The 16,082-nt window shown below is 61.6% G+C and carries 16 protein-coding genes and 1 pseudogene; 2 read left to right on the top strand and 15 right to left on the bottom strand.

Going from position 1 to position 16,082, the window contains the following annotated elements; genetic code table 11:
- Positions 1–721 precede the first annotated feature (721 nt).
- The gene (locus tag CQ14_RS21495) at positions 722–925 is read left to right on the top strand and encodes a CsbD family protein (protein ID WP_057859836.1); all 204 of its coding nucleotides are present in this window, start codon (positions 722–724) and stop codon (positions 923–925) included.
- A 347-nt stretch (positions 926–1,272) separates the two neighbouring features.
- The gene (locus CQ14_RS21490) at positions 1,273–1,491 is read left to right on the top strand and encodes a hypothetical protein (protein ID WP_057859835.1); all 219 of its coding nucleotides are present in this window, start codon (positions 1,273–1,275) and stop codon (positions 1,489–1,491) included.
- Between the two features lie 233 nt (positions 1,492–1,724).
- Here CQ14_RS21490 and CQ14_RS21485 read toward each other — a convergent pair.
- The 15 genes and pseudogenes from CQ14_RS21485 to CQ14_RS21415 form a co-directional block, all read right to left on the bottom strand.
- Positions 1,725–2,399: pseudogene (locus CQ14_RS21485) on the bottom strand (glycoside hydrolase family 25 protein); the annotation flags it as partial.
- Positions 2,400–2,469: 70 nt separating this feature from the next.
- A complete protein-coding gene (locus CQ14_RS21480) occupies positions 2,470–2,700 on the bottom strand; it encodes a hypothetical protein (RefSeq protein WP_057859833.1) in 231 nt (76 codons plus the stop codon).
- 135 nt (positions 2,701–2,835) lie between these two features.
- Positions 2,836–3,180, bottom strand: a complete 345-nt coding sequence (locus tag CQ14_RS21475) for a DUF2493 domain-containing protein (RefSeq protein ID WP_057859832.1) — start codon at positions 3,178–3,180, stop codon at positions 2,836–2,838.
- Positions 3,180–3,389: a hypothetical protein gene (locus CQ14_RS21470; RefSeq protein ID WP_156435244.1), complete on the bottom strand. Its 210-nt coding sequence runs from the start codon at positions 3,387–3,389 to the stop codon at positions 3,180–3,182. The genes CQ14_RS21475 and CQ14_RS21470 overlap by 1 nt, the downstream gene beginning before the upstream one ends.
- A 12-nt stretch (positions 3,390–3,401) precedes the next feature.
- Complete coding sequence (locus tag CQ14_RS21465; protein WP_057859830.1) at positions 3,402–4,772, bottom strand: hypothetical protein; 1,371 nt, start codon at positions 4,770–4,772, stop codon at positions 3,402–3,404.
- Between the two features lie 15 nt (positions 4,773–4,787).
- Positions 4,788–5,243 (bottom strand): hypothetical protein, encoded by a 456-nt coding sequence (locus CQ14_RS21460; RefSeq protein WP_057859829.1) that lies wholly within the window; start codon positions 5,241–5,243, stop codon positions 4,788–4,790.
- 2 nt (positions 5,244–5,245) lie between these two features.
- The gene (locus CQ14_RS21455) at positions 5,246–6,844 is read right to left on the bottom strand and encodes a hypothetical protein (RefSeq protein WP_156435242.1); all 1,599 of its coding nucleotides are present in this window, start codon (positions 6,842–6,844) and stop codon (positions 5,246–5,248) included.
- 91 nt (positions 6,845–6,935) lie between these two features.
- Entirely contained in the window at positions 6,936–7,436 is a 501-nt protein-coding gene (locus CQ14_RS21450; protein WP_057859827.1) for a hypothetical protein, read from the bottom strand.
- The gene (locus CQ14_RS21445) at positions 7,433–8,413 is read right to left on the bottom strand and encodes a hypothetical protein (protein ID WP_057859826.1); all 981 of its coding nucleotides are present in this window, start codon (positions 8,411–8,413) and stop codon (positions 7,433–7,435) included. The genes CQ14_RS21450 and CQ14_RS21445 overlap by 4 nt, the downstream gene beginning before the upstream one ends.
- A complete protein-coding gene (locus CQ14_RS21440) occupies positions 8,407–9,621 on the bottom strand; it encodes a baseplate J/gp47 family protein (RefSeq protein ID WP_057859825.1) in 1,215 nt (404 codons plus the stop codon). The genes CQ14_RS21445 and CQ14_RS21440 overlap by 7 nt, the downstream gene beginning before the upstream one ends.
- Before the next feature lie 12 nt (positions 9,622–9,633).
- The gene (locus CQ14_RS21435; RefSeq protein WP_057859824.1) at positions 9,634–10,185 is read right to left on the bottom strand and encodes a phage GP46 family protein; all 552 of its coding nucleotides are present in this window, start codon (positions 10,183–10,185) and stop codon (positions 9,634–9,636) included.
- 2 nt (positions 10,186–10,187) lie between these two features.
- Positions 10,188–10,790 (bottom strand): hypothetical protein, encoded by a 603-nt coding sequence (locus CQ14_RS21430; protein ID WP_057859823.1) that lies wholly within the window; start codon positions 10,788–10,790, stop codon positions 10,188–10,190.
- On the bottom strand, positions 10,787–12,115 hold the full coding sequence (locus CQ14_RS21425) for a phage baseplate assembly protein (protein WP_057859822.1): 1,329 nt from the start codon (positions 12,113–12,115) through the stop codon (positions 10,787–10,789). Before CQ14_RS21425 ends, CQ14_RS21430 begins: the two co-directional genes overlap by 4 nt.
- On the bottom strand, positions 12,112–13,302 hold the full coding sequence (locus tag CQ14_RS21420; protein WP_057859821.1) for a DNA circularization N-terminal domain-containing protein: 1,191 nt from the start codon (positions 13,300–13,302) through the stop codon (positions 12,112–12,114). Before CQ14_RS21420 ends, CQ14_RS21425 begins: the two co-directional genes overlap by 4 nt.
- A 9-nt stretch (positions 13,303–13,311) precedes the next feature.
- Entirely contained in the window at positions 13,312–16,059 is a 2,748-nt protein-coding gene (locus tag CQ14_RS21415; protein ID WP_057859820.1) for a hypothetical protein, read from the bottom strand.
- Positions 16,060–16,082: the final 23 nt, after the last annotated feature.

The raw sequence follows: 16,082 nt of genomic DNA, 5'->3' as shown, positions 1-16,082 counted from the left end.
CCTTCGTAATTGGCTTGTTTGCCACAAGTTCCCGACTACAACCGTCTATAGCAACTAAAACACATATTGCCGTACAGCGGTATTATACGGCTGCCTACCGGTTTTCGGAACGCCAACTTGCATATTTTTCCCGACCGCTTCACAAATGTTTGGGAGCGATGGGTTCGCAAGTTGCAGTACTTGCTGCATGGATGACCCGATCAAACAACCGAAGTACTGGCGAGATCGCGCAAAGGCGACCCGCATGAAGGCGAAGCAATTGCGCTACGACCCCCGCGAATCGCGTCGAATGCTTCGGGTCGCCGAGGAATACGAGAAGCTAGCTGACCGTTGTGCTGAGTGGCTGGGCAAAGCAGCGCTAGATCGGCAGCAAGACCCCGGAACACAATGAATCCTCCGACATTGGTTTCCTGGAGGACGCATATCGTGAAGTACTGCCCCAGATGCGACAACACGCGGTGGGTTTGCGAGAACCATCTTGATCGGCCGTTCTTGGGGGAACGGGCCTGCGGTTGTGGCGGCGCTGGCGCGCCGTGCCCCGCCTGCAACAAGGTCAATGCCACCGATCCGGACGACGTCCCCGCAATGCCTGCGGGCTTTAAGCCCGATCTTAGTTAGAGCTTTGACCTACGACCGACCACCTCTAGCGGCTTGGGTGTCGTCGAGGAACGCGCGCCCCGTTCAAGACGTTAAATCCAATATCAAAATTGGAGGCTTCATCATGGACTGGAACCGCGTCGAAGGTAACTGGAAGCAGATGAAAGGCAAGGTCAAGGAGCAGTGGGGCAAGCTAACCGACGACGACCTTGATGTCATCGACGGTAAGCGTGAACAGCTTGAGGGGCGTCTGCAGGAGCGCTACGGCTATGCCAAGGACCGAGCGCAAAAGGAAATCAACGACTGGTACGGCAGGCAAGGCTGGTGATTTCGCTAGGAACGATCCGGCCCTGAACACGTTGGTCGTCTGTGTCGTGTGGAAGCGGCACCACACTCATGCAAACTCTGTGAACCGACGGCCCCCGATCCCCGTGGGGGCCGTTTTTTTTCGTTGGAGCCTTAGGAACGATGCCCTCTTCGATGGGTTGCGGGTCTGTGCCGCCGGTCCATTGCGGCATATTGCTCCTAAGCTAAAAATGGAGATTCCCCCCAACTGACCGGTCCCTGCGCTCCAGGGGCCGTTTTTTAATGGCCCGTAACCGGACTCTGCCACGAGCGCTTTGGAACCGACGTCGGGCATCAGCATTGTGTGGCGGGACCGTGAAGGTACGCCAAATGGAAATCGTGAAGGTCCAGACCACGCTCGCGAGCAGCGACCCGGAAGCGCTGGCATTGGTCTACGACAAGGATCGCAAATGGCTGGTGCATCAACAGCTCGATGACACCACGCAGGATGCGATGGGTACCGACGTCAAGGCGTTTTTCGAGGCCGAGTACCTGTCCATGGCTGGTTGTTGGAAAATCGGCAAACGCGTGAATGATCGAGACTGGTGACTAGCGTCGATCCTGCGTCGGCCGGATAGCGACCGCCGGTTATCCCCGGAGCCCCCCGCCGCCCGCTCAAGGTGCAATCATCTCACGTCTGGCCGGTCTTTTTCTCGGCGCGCCGCCCGCCCATTTTCCAAGCAAAATCGTCCAATTGGCCGTGCAGTTCGGTCAGGTCGTTTTCATGTTGTTTCAGGTCTTCAACCTCCAAAGACCCTTTGCCTAGCAGACCAGGGTATTCATTATTTAAGACTCGCTCGTAGGGCTCGATGTGTATAGGACATCGTCGTGCCGTTGACCGACACCTGGACGCCGGGTGGCGCCTCGATGTCGACCGTAACCGCTCGTGTGATCGGCGGCGGTACCGGTGTCGGCTCCTCGCCGGCCGGATTGATCCAGGCCAGGAAGGCTTCCTCGTCGCCATTGAAGTTATTGAGATCAACATAGGCATCGTCGATGCCGGGGATAACGCCGGTCTCGCTATACTGCCACAATGCCCATTCCGGCCACGTTGCGGTCTCCCACGTCGGCGTGCCTGACGTGTACTGCGCCAACCAGAGATCACAATTCTCCGCCAAGTAGTCGTCACGGCCACTCAATTGTTCCTTGATGAGATGACCGGAATAGACGGTTACGCGGAGCGTATCATTGATGTCGAGGATCGCAGCGATTGCGGCCTTCAGATCGGAAAGCTGGCATCCATCTTCCTCGTAGTCGACAACAACTCTCTCGCCATTCTGAGGCTCAAGCAGCTCCAGGTAAAACTCCATCTGGTCGCGCGGATCTGAGCCAGGCGATAGCCAGTGATACGTCGAGATCCCGAGACCGGCCGCGAGGGCGGCGCTGCAGTTCTCGGCGCGCATGGGATCGGTGTAGGATGAGCCTTCGCTGCATTTGTGGATCATGCCGCGCACGCCTGACGCCGCGACAGTCGGCCGTCGATAACGCCTTGGTGGTGGCTAACATCGATGCAGATCGGAACGCTGTTCATGGCGGCCTCTTGGTTTGAAACAGGCGGCTGACTTCGTCGCAGGTCTCCACCACGCTGACGAATCTGCCGTCGGTCAGATTGATCACGCAACGCACACCCTCAGTGACAAGTTCGTTCTTCTTGCCAGGAATTGCCGCATGCATACTGGTCACTTCACGCGGATTGACGTGAATGTCGTGACCGTTCGGTGCATGCAGCAATGCCAGGATGATGGTTGCGGAGATCACCTACTTGCTCTTGGTTTGTCGCTGCGCAGCCAATGCGGCCGGTGGTGTCCAGACCGGCGGCGGATCCGGGAGCGGGACAGCTGCATTGACGACGCACGGACCGCGACACTGCAAAACGATCATGGCTCACTCCCTTCAATCAATCCGTTCGACCTCGATGCCGGCGCGCTCGGCCTTGTCGACCATGTCCTCTGTTCCGGAGTTGCCGGGGAATGCAATCACCAGATCCGGCTGGCCGTACTTGATCATGTCGGCGTTGCGCTTCGGGCCGGCATGTGGCCCGAGCTTCTTCCAGTCAGCCAGGTATTCGAGCGCTTCCACGGCGTTCTCGCTGGCCCATTCCGCCGCCATCGCGTCCGCCCCGGTCGCACCGCCGTGCAGGATCACCGCGATTGGCGATGATGCGTGGCGCATGTCGAGCGCGCGAAACACGTGATTGCGGTCGCGATAATTCCGGCTGCCGCAGACAAGAACACGCATCAATGATCCGAGATCGGATCGACGGTGTCTGCACCGCCGCCGTTCCACGCCGGACTGTTGAGCACGCCGTTGAGGTGAAAATTGCGCTCGCCCTCGCGCTCGCGCTCGAAATATTGCGCCTCCGAGCCGTACTTGGCGGCGGCCAGTATCCGCGCGTTCGGCGCGTCGCCGAACTCCGCGAGCAATTGCGCGTAGGGTACTCTCGCCATGTTGTTCTCCTGTCAGGGTTGGAAGACGCCGCCGCTGCCGACCGAGCCAGCGGTGGCACCGGGGATGACCTTGCCGCCACCGTAGACGAAGGCGTTGACGGTGGCGTTGTACTCCGGACCCACGCAACCGCTATCGACCACGGTCACCACGGGGACGCCTGAGATGACGTCGTTGGAGACGCCGACACCGGCCAGCGCGTAGGCCCAATACGCTGCAACGATGAAGTTGCAGTTGATCCACGTGATGGTCAGCTGGTTGGGCGTCACCGCGCCAGTGCAGCCGGTGAAGCCCGCATTGGCCTGTGAGCCCATGCCATGGGCGATTTGGCGGCCCTTGCCATCGACCACCACGCTGCCCTCGGAGATGTGCAGCACGCCGCCACCACTCTCGAAGAACCCGGAGGAGATGGCGTGGCCGTTGATGTTCAGCTCAGCGCGGCCGTGGCTGAAACTCATGACCGCATTGCGATAGGCAAAGACGCCAATCGGCCCGGTGCCGGTCAGGGTACTCTGCGCATCGAGGATCAGGTTGACGCCGCGCGTGTGGACCGTGGAGCCTTCGGCGAAGATGCAGACGCCACCATCGGCCCCGGTCGAGCAGTGAATGCGATAGCCGGCCGGAGCGACGATGTCGCCGATGATGTTGATGATGCCGGGAAACTTGTAGATGCGCGCACCCTCGTAGTCGCCGGGGATGCCGAGCCGGATGTTGAGGATCATTTCCGGCGACCGAACGTAACGGCTCATCGCGGTCTGGAAAGCGTAGTTGATGGTGCGGAACGCCTTGCTCGGCGAGTTGGCGGTGCCATCGCCGGTCGCATCGCTGCCGTCGGGGCGGACCCAGTAGTCGAGCTGGCCCTTGAATTCGACCGGAGTCTGCGACCGGACCATGTACGGCACGACGAACTTGCCGTTACACCAGATCAGCTCGATGGGAATGCCGGCGGTGAAGTCGCCCGGCCGCAACTCTTGCAGATCGTTGCGCAGCACCGGGTGCAGATTGATGGTCACCGCGCCGTTGTTCTCGACGTTCGGTATCACCGTGAAATGTGTGCAGCAATCGTCCGGCAGCTCCAGCAGCGGCGGGTCAAACACGGCACCATAGGCCGCCGGTCCGCCGGTCAGCGGCGCGCAGTACATCTTGGTGAGGTACCTGACCGCGCGACAGAGGTTGTCGAACTTGGTGCAGTCATAGGGAATGCCGGCGCAGTTGACCAGATTGATCAGTTCCGACAGCGTGGCATTGGCAGCCGCCGGGTCGAAGCGCGGCTGGCACCGCGTCGTCGAGTACCAGAGATCATCGCAGTTGACGGTGTTGGGGTCGAGGATGGTGTTGTGGGCATCCGTGGCCGGGACGCCGCTAGAAGGAAACATGCCAGTCATGGCCTACGGCCTCCCTTACAGAAGAAATGCATCGCGGAAGAACTGATCGAGCTGCGCGTCGTTGAACGCGAGACCCGCTTTGGTATGCGCCTGCAAGGCGTGCACGCGCTCGAATCGATCCCCCTTGAAAAACATCCGGGCCATGAACTGATCACCGGCCGACAGCGTCAGGATGAACGTCTCGATGACATCGGGAATGTCACCTTCCATGGCGTTCATGGCGGCCTGTTCGTTGATCTTGCCCATCAGGGCGAGTCGCATCCAGAATTGCCGCCTGTCGAGAACGGGCGGCACGGTCGGATCGAGGCTGGGAAAGTCGGGATCAGGCGTATTGCCCGCCGCCAGCCACGCCTGATACTCCACAAACTCGCGCACGTCGTAATCGGGCACGAACAGTGGAATGAGGGTGGTGGTCGGCACATGCTGCACGTAGGCCAGACCATTGAGGTTACGCAAGCGGTAATCGGCCATGCTCAGTACCTCGCACTCAGATTATCGACAAAGCCATTCGCCTGCGTATAGCCAGCCGCATTGCTTTCGATATTCGTTACGATGCTGGCGGCATCAACGCCGGAGCACGACACAAAGGTGGTCGGATCACCGCCGCGAATGTTGGCGTGCGTGCCGGTGGTCACTCGCGTGACAGTTGGTGCTTGTCGCATCTGGATAATGCCGTGATTGCAGGTGACGCGAGTTTGAGCCCCGTTGGTGTATCCCTCGACGCTCCACTTGTGCTGCCGGAAATAACGCTGCACCAAAGGCATCTCGTGCGCGGGACCCTTGAACATCAGCACATTCTGCGCGGCGGTCGGCGGCGTATCGCCGGGCAGCCACATCAACCCGGTGATATCGACGGTGTTGTTGACGGTGCCGAAGAAATTTGAGATGGCGTTGCTGGCGAACTTCTGCCCGATGCTGGAGACGTCGATCCACGCATCCTGCGTCACATGCCTGAAGTTGGTTCCGGCTCCGAAGCACCAAGCGGCATAAGCCCCGAGAAGAGCATTCATGTTCCACACGGCATCGATGCAACCGGGCACCACGAACGAGAAGTATTGCCAGACATTCGGAGCCGCGATGGTGAAGTCATGCAGGAAGCAACGGGTAATCGCCGAATTGCGTATCGAGAAGGTGCCGGTGCCGGCCACCGATGCTCGCGCCCAGAACGAGATGGTGCTGGTGATCGGGGCACCCGAGCCGTAGTTCAATTTGGCCATGCGGTTGCCTTCGATGAACTGGAGAAAGACCATGAAATCGGTCGCGGTAGCGTTCCAGTTGCCAGCCAGATTGCAATTGATCCGGAGCGCCAGCGGAATGTTCGCGCTGGGGCCGCCATAGGGCACGCCGAACCGCTGTCCGGCCACGACGCCCGCACTCGCGTTTTGCTGGTTGATCCACCACAGATCGCAGGCGTACTTGGCCCCGGTGCTGACGATGTTGCCGGTGCTCAGATCACCAAGTTCCTGCGACACGCTCATGTCGCCGTTGATGAAGATGTTTTCGTGGCCGCGCGTATACATTGGCACCGCGCCAACGCCGGCCGCATCGACGTAGGCTTTGGTGGCAATGCCTCCGGCTTCCGTTGGTGGTCCCTTGACTACCGCGAGACCAGTGTCGCGCTTGATGACCAACGGGCTATCGATGTAAGCGCCCGCATCGGTGTAGCGTGCGACCTCGAAATCCGAGCCAGTGTTGCCGCCAGCTTCCGCCGTGGCGTTGCCATATGCGACCAGCCAGCGCAGATTGCCAGCCATCTTGCCGGTGACCACCGACATCGAGCCGGAAGCCGGTTTGTCGAGGGCGACACCGGGCGTGACTTTCTGGATGACAAGGTCACCGGTCATCGTGTCGCCCGTGATGTTCACATACGGGTCGAGACCAGAATCGGCCAGCAACTTCTTGCCGCTAGGATCGAGGCCGGTCGGCACGCCGACCCACAGCCGCAGCGGCGTGCCCATCTCGACCGCGAGCTGACCCGGCAGCAGCCCCGTTGGCGGGTTGTTGTTGGTCGAGGTGCGCTTCTGCTGCATGACAGGCGCGGGCAGCGGCAGCGCCGGGAATTCGTTGATCACCCACGCCGAGCCGGTCCACGTGTAGGTGATGCCGTTCTGGGTGTGCTCGTCGCCGGGGGCCGGTGCGGCCGGGAAGTCAATCGCTGCCATTTCAGTACACCCCGCTATCGATCACGCCGACCTGCAGCGGCCGGCCGGCGACGCCGGTACCGATGATCGAGACCTGATCGGCCACCGCGCCGTTGGCCTGCACCCACGTGTCGTCGAAAAAGACGTAGAGGATTCCGGTGTCGCTCTCGTACCAGAACGGGTTGAGCACCGGATCCGGCGGATCCTCGCCGACGTGCAGGCCGCCATGCGTCGCCGACCACGCCGTGAACGCGGCGCAGAGGTTGGTGACGGCGGTGCAATTCCACGGACCGTCCGGATCGAGGCACTCGGCCAACGCGACCAGCTCGGAGACGATGGCGTTGATCTGGGCCGGCGTGATCCGTCCGTTGCAGTTGGACGGACTCGCCGTCATCTCGCAGCTGGTCACGAAACCGGGGGCTGGCGTGTAGGCGTTCTGGACATCAGGCGGGTTAGTCGGATTGCCGAGATCGTCGCGGATGATGACGCCGCCGGTTACTTCATCAGGAAACACGCCGCTCATGATGGGGCTTCCTCTCCGATTTCACAGCAGCGGGTGATGGTGATGCCGGCGCCAGAACACGGCAGCAGCGAGCGAATGATGCACTCGGCCGCGAGCACACCAGGCCAGATGATGTCGGGCATGCCCGCGACCTTGTCGGTGTAGCAAGGCCACTCAAACCACGCCGGAACACGGATCGGTACGTTGCTTTCGCAGACATCGCCCGTGCCGACACCCTGCAGCCAATCGCGCGACTGACAGAGATAGAATTGCTTCGCCGACTCACAATCGAATGGATCGCAGTCTGTCTCCAGGCACGTCAGGTCGACGTCTTCCGGCGGGTTGGGCTCACAGCCTTCCGGCGGCGGATCCGGCGGACACGGATCCGGCAACGGGGAAGCATAGATCGGCATGATCTCGGCGCCGAGCGGTTCAATCACCCAGTTGATGCCGCACAGGTTCTTGATCACGCCCATGTTGGCGCGAGTCAGCGAGATCGCGATACCACGCTTGAGTGCCGCCACCAGCTCGGGCGGAAACGGCGGCTCACAATAGACCGGCCCGCAGACGCCCATCACCTCCAGCGGCGACAGCGGGCCAAGCGCCATCGAGCGGCACTGTGAGGCGTAGCAATTTTCCCACTGCAGCCGCTCCAGGTGATAATCCAGCGTCGTCACCGCGGTGTACGGATTGCTCTCGCGCAGCGCCGGCCACAGCGCGCCGTGCACGACGCCGCGCAGCTTGAGCACGGTATAGATCGCATGCAGGATCAGCGACGGGCATTGCGGGTCGTTGAGCAGCGGACACTCCGCCGGGTCGTCAGAACGCTGGAAATAGCTGATCGCCGCCTGTTTCCAGTAATCCCACAACGGTCCCGATGGCAGCAGCTGAAAAAAGGCCACGAACGTGCAGCAAAGGTCATTGCCGCACAGCGGCGGCGGGCAACAGCTGACGTCGTCCGGGACCAGGACGTCGACACAGCCATCGGCGCTCAGCACTGCGCACCCCTGATGTCAGGCCCGGTGAACGAAATCGTGTTCAAGCACGGCAAGTAATCGCATTCCGGTTCAAGGTCGCCGCATGCCGCTTGAAACACCATGCTGTTGTCGACCGGTGGCAGCACTTCAAACCGTACAGCGACGTTGACCTCTGCCCCGACGACGGACGATACGATCAGTTCGACTTGCCGCGTTCGGAGCGGCACCGACGGACAGATCCGCTCGAACAACGCCCGCACCTGATCGCTGATGATCTGCTTCTGCGAGGATGATGGGCAGCCGACGATATCGATATAGACATTCACCATCAGCGGCTTGGGCGCGTAGATCTGCCCGCACACGCCCATTTCGACTTGACCCTCGCCGTAACCTTGATGCTCACCGAACAGCCAGGTCTGGATATCGGCGACGACGTTCTGCGGCGGGATCCCGCACGGAAACACGCGATTGAACAGCACGTAGAACTCCATCCTGGTGCCGCAGTTCTTGCAGCCGCAATCGGCGCAGTCGGTGCATTCCGGCGTGCAGCGGCAGCAGGCGCCCTCACGAACGCAGACGCGGGTCGCGCACGGAAACTCCAGCAGCTTCTGCTTGATCCAGGCCATCGTTGCTCGCGGCTGGTAGGCCAGTCGCTCCAGGTAGCGCTTGCGAAACTGTTCGCAGGTCTCAGCCGCCGCGCCGCCGCAGAACTGCCGGCCACAGATCTCGACATCGTCGCTGATGCCCGGCGCGGATGTCGTCAGCGTGCCCGTCGTGACCGTGCCGGCAGAATTGAATTCCGGTCCGGGAGTCAGCGCGCGGACCCGAATGATGATCTCGCCTGAATCCGGGATCGTCAGCGGCACGGTCCCGACCGACACATAGATGCCTTGGCTGGTCGAGATCTCCAGCGACGACGGCACCGGAGTGCCCGGCGTTCCCGTCAGCTTGGCATAGCCCTCCGCATGCGACGCCGGCCGCGGAAAGACCCCATGCTGCGCCGCCATCTTGTAGAGATTGTCGCAGCAGGCGAGCGCCGGATCCGCCTCCCGCCACATCTGGTCGGCGATGGCATAGAACTGCTCGGCCATCGCGTAGTCGTTTGCCAGGACGTACCATTCATTCGACTCGGGAACCACAACCCCGCCGCCGAGTACGGTCGACGAAAACATCGACTGCAGCTGATCAAACAGCGCCTTCGGATCTGGTCGCAAGATGATGCATGACATTGAATCAACCCGTCACTGCCAGACCCAGCTATCTGAGGAATAGGTGCCGGACAGGTTGAGAACGTGACTGGCCTTTCGCGTGACCGCGGTGATGACGACATCAACTCGATTGCGCCCGCGATAATCGGCCTCCACTTCAACGCTATCGGCCAGATTCATGACCGTCAGCTTCGCCATGTCGGCAACGACGGCGGCCTTGATCGCCTTGACTGCGTCAGCGACCCGCACGTAAGGCTTGGCCGCCACGTTCCACACCCGAGATCCAATGTAGAGTCCGTCCTTGCGGAAGGATTCCGACCAGTGACCATACACCGCTGCCGGCGTCGGGCAACGCAGGTCGGTCCGCGCCCGTGTGTTGAGAATGTTCAGGATCAGGCCGCGAAGCCACTCGTCATTCCGGATCGTGCGCCCGCCTTCCGGCTCCTCGACTTCCTGGTATTCGAGACCGCGAATCTCACATTCGACGCCGCACATGACATAGCTGCCGCATGCGCTGGCACGCGTAGTCCAGAAGATCCGGCGCCGACCGGCGTTCTGATCAAGGCAGGGATCGCTGACCGCCATGGTCAGAAATCCATGGTGAGCTGCGCGGTACCAGCGCCACCGGCGCCGCCCTCATCGTCCTTCTCGATCTCGGCTTGCTTGTTGCCCTCGAACTTCGGCGGCTTCTCGCTGCCCGATACCACTTCCGGCGTCTTGACACGCGTGTTGACGATCAGTTCGCCGTCGACAATCAGTTTCTTGACGCGGAAATAGCCCTCCTTGCCGCGGACTTCGAACTCACCATCCTCGCCGACACCGAACTTGTTCTTGGTCAGGTGTGCGAGCTTGTCGGAGAAATCGAGCGCAAAATCGCCATCGGTCGGGTGCTGCACGCCGCCGTCACCCTCCATCCAGCGTCGCTGCTTGTCCTTTGGGATGGTCAGAAGCGCCATCTTGAGATTGGTGTCGGATGATGACGCCAGCAGCATCACCTCAGTGTTGAACTTCTCCTTGACGTTGAACGACACGCCGCCAATGACGAGAACCGCAGCTTCCTGGTCCTCGGTGTCGGTCCCGCGCACCTTGATGATCGAGCCTTTGCCCGTGTATTTCTGCTTGCCCCAGACATGGCGCTCCAGGCCGTCTTGCACGTCACGGGATCGCTCGCGAAAGCGCGTGTAGCTCATACGATTTCTCCGAACCAGGGTGGCAGGGTCATCGGCGGCGACTTTTCTTTCTTGTCTTCCTCGGGCTGCGGCTTGGCCAAGGCCTCGACCAGCGTCATCAGCGGCAGCTCCGCCAGCATCGGCGGCGACCACGGTGCCGGGTACTCGCCCGCGGTAAGGGTGACTTTGGCCTGGCTGCGCCTGGCGTTACCCATGGTCATCGGCAGGCTGCCGAGACCGAACCCGCCACCGCCTACGCCGGCCCCGCCCGATGGCGGCGGCGACAACACCAGCGTTGTCTTCAGCGTCTTGTCGGCGTCGACCGTGTAGGTCAGTTCGGTGCACTCGAACACGTCAAAGATGCCTTCCGGCGGCACCTCGACATAATGCGTATTGCCGATGTCCCACGGCTGCCCCGACGGCGTCTGAACGTGGAACACCTCAATGGTGATCTTCTTACTTTCGGCGCTGTGCTTGTTGGCTTCGAACCGAGCCCGACGTTCAAGCGTCTTATCATCGGCATCGCCGTAGTGCTGGACCGTCAGCGGTACAAAATCCTTGACCCAGGAGTCCTTCACCTCCTTGAAGGTCTTCAGCAGCGCCTCCTCGCCCCATTTGTCTTTCTCGGTGCGTTGGCCCTTGACCTTGATCTTCGACTTGGCTTCGTCCTCGGACTGCTCGGCCGAAAAACTCAGAATGTTCTGCCCCAGTATGAGAGGATCGCCGCCGCCGCCAGAATCAGAACCAACACCGTCAGTAACTCGCAGCTTCCCATCGCGGGTCTCATACATAAAGTAGCAGTTCTCCATCGCGACCCGGTGAAGCTCGTCCACGACACGTGCGCCATCGCGGAAACGCACCTTATCCAGCTTGATGTCCTCCCCCTTCCATTCGAGCTGCGTCTTCCATGGCTCGATCAGCTTCTCGACCACCTTCTTGGTGGTTGGCTTGAGCATGTTCGTCGTGGGGTGCTGATGCGATGAATCGATCAGTCGCTTGGTCTTGCCGCGCGCCGTCAGCTTGACGGTGTATTCATTCGGTCCAATCGACACCGACATCGAAGACTCGCCGTGAGTCTCCTGATTGTCGTCGGTACCTTCCTTGCCTTTCTTGTCCCCGGTCCCCGTGCGCTTGTCGACCGTGCCGGTGAACGCCAGCTGACCGGCGATGTAGACCTGGATCTGGGCACCCGCCATCGCCGACCGGTTGATCGGTGTCGGCGGCATGGCGCCGGCAAAGATCGAAACTGTGAGAGATCCGGTCAGCTCATCCTTGCTTCGCTGCAAGGTCATTTCGGTCCAGTTCTCCAGCGCTGAACCACCGACGATAATGACAACCGGCTTCATGTTGGTGCATAACCCACCACGACCGGCGCAAACCTGCCGTTAGCGTCGACCTGGTTGCGGGTCTCCAGCTCACGATGACGCTTGGCGTCGTTGTAGATCGCATAAGCCGCCACAAGCGGATGCACTCCACCGCCGAAGTCGACGGCAATCAATGGCGGCAGCCGGTACGCCAGGTTGTTCATCATCTCGGTGAACTGCGTGGCGTACTTGCGCAGCTCCAGGAACAGCCCGTTGTCGCAGTTGGCGTAGGCCGACTTGGCCTCATCGTCGAGCACCGCAAGCACGGCATCCATGGCCGCCAGCGCCTCATCGACGTAGGAATAAATCCGAGCCATCGCCGCCTCGGCCATGCCGATGGCGGCGAGGACTCGGTGCCGGCTCAGTACGGCCTCCTCACCGTCGATGGCAACTCCAGCAGGGAGAACCGAGGAACCGGAAGCCTGATTGGCCAGTGCACGCATCACCCGGAATTCGGTGACGGGATCTTCGATGTTCTCGGCGATGGTGACGAAGCCATTGGACAGCGCGCGGTCGACGTTGACGCCGTTGGCGGCCAGCCCATCGTCGGTGGCGACTTCCTCCAGCTTGAGGATGTCGCGCCAGTCCTGGGCCGTGGACTCCGCCGTGAAGGTCTGCACCGCCGCCCTGTAGGTGACGTCGACCAGCCGCTGCGCGGTGTTGATCACATCGGTTCGCCAGGGCTGCGAGACCTGCGTCGGATGATAGTCGCGCAGGAACGAGGTCTGCGAGGTCGAGTTCAGCGCGGTCGAGATGATCCCGAACAGGACGCCAGCGAAGCCGGTAACCGAATTGGCTTCGACGAACTCCAGCTCGGCATAGGTCTCCCCGGCCTCCTCCTCGATCTTGTCGGAGATCTTGGCTGACCGGCACGCCACCATGACGGTGCCGCGGGTCGGATGCACCAGGATGCCTGGCCCTGGCGACTCGCAGGCCATGAACAGCGCCTGCGAATCCGAAACGTGATCGTCCTCGCGGAAACAGGCGGTGAGATGGTAGACCCGGATCTTGCGACCGAGATCGGCATAAGCGGTTTCTTCGCCAAACGGAAACTCGCCTTCGGCGCCGCGCCGGCCGCCCTCGACGTCGGCTTCGGTGCAGTAGAATTGCACGCCCTTGAAAGCGGCCTGGACGTAGTCCTTGCCGATGGCACAGTTTCGTCGCGACATTCAATCGCCTCATGCCGCCATTGCGGATGCTTTTTGGCTACCCTGATCGACGCCCGCCTTAGCCTGGACGACGCCCGACGTATCGACGCCGATCTTGAGGCCGGAGGCGCCGGCAACAAACGCCGCTGCGATCAGCCGGCCGACGGCGCCAGCGCCGCTTTCCATGTCGGCGACGGCGGTCTTGCCGGCACTGGCGAGCTTGACGGCGCCGGTATCGAACGCGGTCGCAAAGCTGCTGCTGGCGGTACCGAGGCCGCTTACCGAGGACGCGAACTTCTCGCCGGACTGGTTGGTGCTGTTCGCCGCTTCCTTCAACGCATCGACGGTCGGCCCCAGGTCGGTCGGCATCTCGGGCATATCGGCCGCGGCCGGCCGCGCCATCGGCAGCGGCACTTCCTTCATCCGCATCCGCGATTCCGGCGGCACGTCCTTGCCGAGGCCGAGCTTGACCTTGTGCAAGACCGCCTTGACGGTTTCATCGATCACTTCCGGCGCGGTCGTTGTCGCCGCCGTTGCCGCCGCCTTATCCGCTGTCGCCTTCGCTGCGGCATCTGCAGCATAGGCTGCCGCAGACTTGGCCTTGAGTTCCTCGCTGGTCTTTTGCAGCTGTTCCAGGCGGGCCTGTGCAGATTTGATGTAATCGAGCTGCGCGGCCAGTGTGGCCTGCAGTGCCGCCTTCAGTTGGGGATCGGCGGTACTGTCGATGCTCCGCTGCACTTCTTCGGCTTGCTTCCTGACGTTCTCTATTGCGCCTTGCGTCGCAGTTTGTTGCTTGGCGTTCTGCTCGACCGCGTTGGCCGCTTCTTGAATGGCCTGCTCGGTCTGACTGCGTTGATCTTCCGGCGCTCCGGGGAGCGGAGTGCCCATCGCATCGGTCGGTGGCGTCGCGCCACCCTGGCCAATTCCAAAATAGTCAGCGAGTCCGGACAGCATCGACTTCGCGGCAGCCTGCAGATCGATGCCGGCAGCACTGAGCAGCTTCGCCGAAATGTTGAGCGGATCCATCGTCAGCCCGGCCTGCAGCGCCTTGCGACCGGCACCTTCGTAAAGGCTCGTCGCTTCCTTGCCGTATGGATCCCGAATCGCGGCCTCGACCTGCTTGAGTACATTGGCCAGATCCAGCGACCGCACCGCCGCCTCGCCGAGCTGATCCATCCGGTCGGTCAGTGCGGTCTTGACCCGCTCCCACTGCGCCGCCGCAGACTTCTCAATCATTGGATCAATCGGCTCTCCCCGCCGACGCTTACCGTACTCAATCGCAGCGGTCTGCTGCTTGTCCGCCATCAGAAGGTCGATGATGCCTTGCCGCGCCGATCTCGACGCGCCAGCAAATTTCTTGTGAACGAACGCCGTAACTTCCTGATCGGTCGGCAGCGCGGCCTCTGCGATCTCCTCCGCGCTTTTCCCCGCAGCCCTGGCCTCGGCTACACGCTTCTGAGCCTCCTTGGTCTTGGCGACCGCATCGTTCATGACCGGGACGACGTTTTCCCGGTACCACTTTGCTGGATCGCTGTAGAGCGTCGCTTCGTCCGTCGCTTTCCCTGTTCCGGCCTCGACGTTCTTTTGCTTGTTGCGTCGGGCACCTTGCAGCAGGCCCATCTCGACCAGCGCATTGTTGACCTTCTTCACGTCGATGGTACCGGTCGATACCATCTGGGCCATATAGGCCTCATTGGCGGCGCGCATGCCGCGTGCGCCGACGTTCAGCAGCGTCCGCGTCAGGGCGTCCTCGCTCATCGAGTAAGCTGCGGTCTTCAGATTCGCCAAGGCGGTCTTGATCTGGTTCGGCTGCAACTCCGGATCGAGGATCATCGCCGTCTGCGCAGCACTTAGCACGCGCCGGGCGCTTTGGGTCAGGTTACCGGCGGCATCGATCAGGTCAGGCGATGCCAGATTCATAGCCTTGATGATCTGGTTCAGCCCCTCCAGGTTCTCCTCTCGCGTCGTGCCCGGCCGAATCGCGAACAGTCTCGGAACAAACTCCTTCTGCAACTCGTCAACAACCCTGATCGCGGCGCCCATCTGCCGTTCGTCGGCTTTGGCCTGCGTCTCGCCTCTTTTCGCCACGCCGGGGATATCGCCGAGCAACGAATAGACAAGCCGCTCGCTTTCATCCCGCGTCATCCCGAACGGAACGTTCGCCTTCTGCCGAGCCTCTTGTGATACCTTCAGCTGCTGCCGCTGTGCCTCGGTCGCCAGGGCGGCGCCCTGTAGGCTGGTACGATCCCGTTTGATGCCGGCTGTCGCAACGGCCGACAGGGCTTCCGCCGCTGCACGCGCAGCGACTTCGACCGCGGCGAATCCCGCCGTCAGGCCGCCAATCGGAATGCCGAAGCCTAAAGCGGCACCACTGAGCGCCGCACCGGCAAAGCCGCGGCGTCGGTAGCCCCCGGTCCCGAACATACCGCCACCGAAGCCACCACCGCGACCACCTCCGCCTGGAAGCGGCGGCGGCATCCGGATCGGCTGCTGCGCCTGCGCCCGAAGCCGGGCCAGTTGTGCCTGCGCCTGCGTGGTGTTCAGGTTGACCCTGATCGAGCCGACGCTGGACTGCAAAGCCTTGGCGTCCTTCGCCAGCTTGCCGACCATTGTCGTGGCCTGGGCCAGGCCCTTGGTCTTGATCTGAAGGTTGGCCGTCGCGCCTTTCAGCTTGTCAGCCGTCTTGAACAAGGATTTCAGCGCGGCGTTGATCCTCTTGATCTCGGCAGAGCTTTGGTCGTTGACCTTCAGTGTGGCTTGTTCGACGAATGACACCATGTCTGATTAGGCTTTCCCACCCG

It is taken from the genome of Bradyrhizobium lablabi, assembly GCF_001440475.1.
Classification (GTDB): domain Bacteria; phylum Pseudomonadota; class Alphaproteobacteria; order Rhizobiales; family Xanthobacteraceae; genus Bradyrhizobium; species Bradyrhizobium lablabi.
The sequence above is the reverse complement of the archived record's forward strand: the minus strand, read 5'-3'. Positions and strand labels throughout refer to the sequence as shown.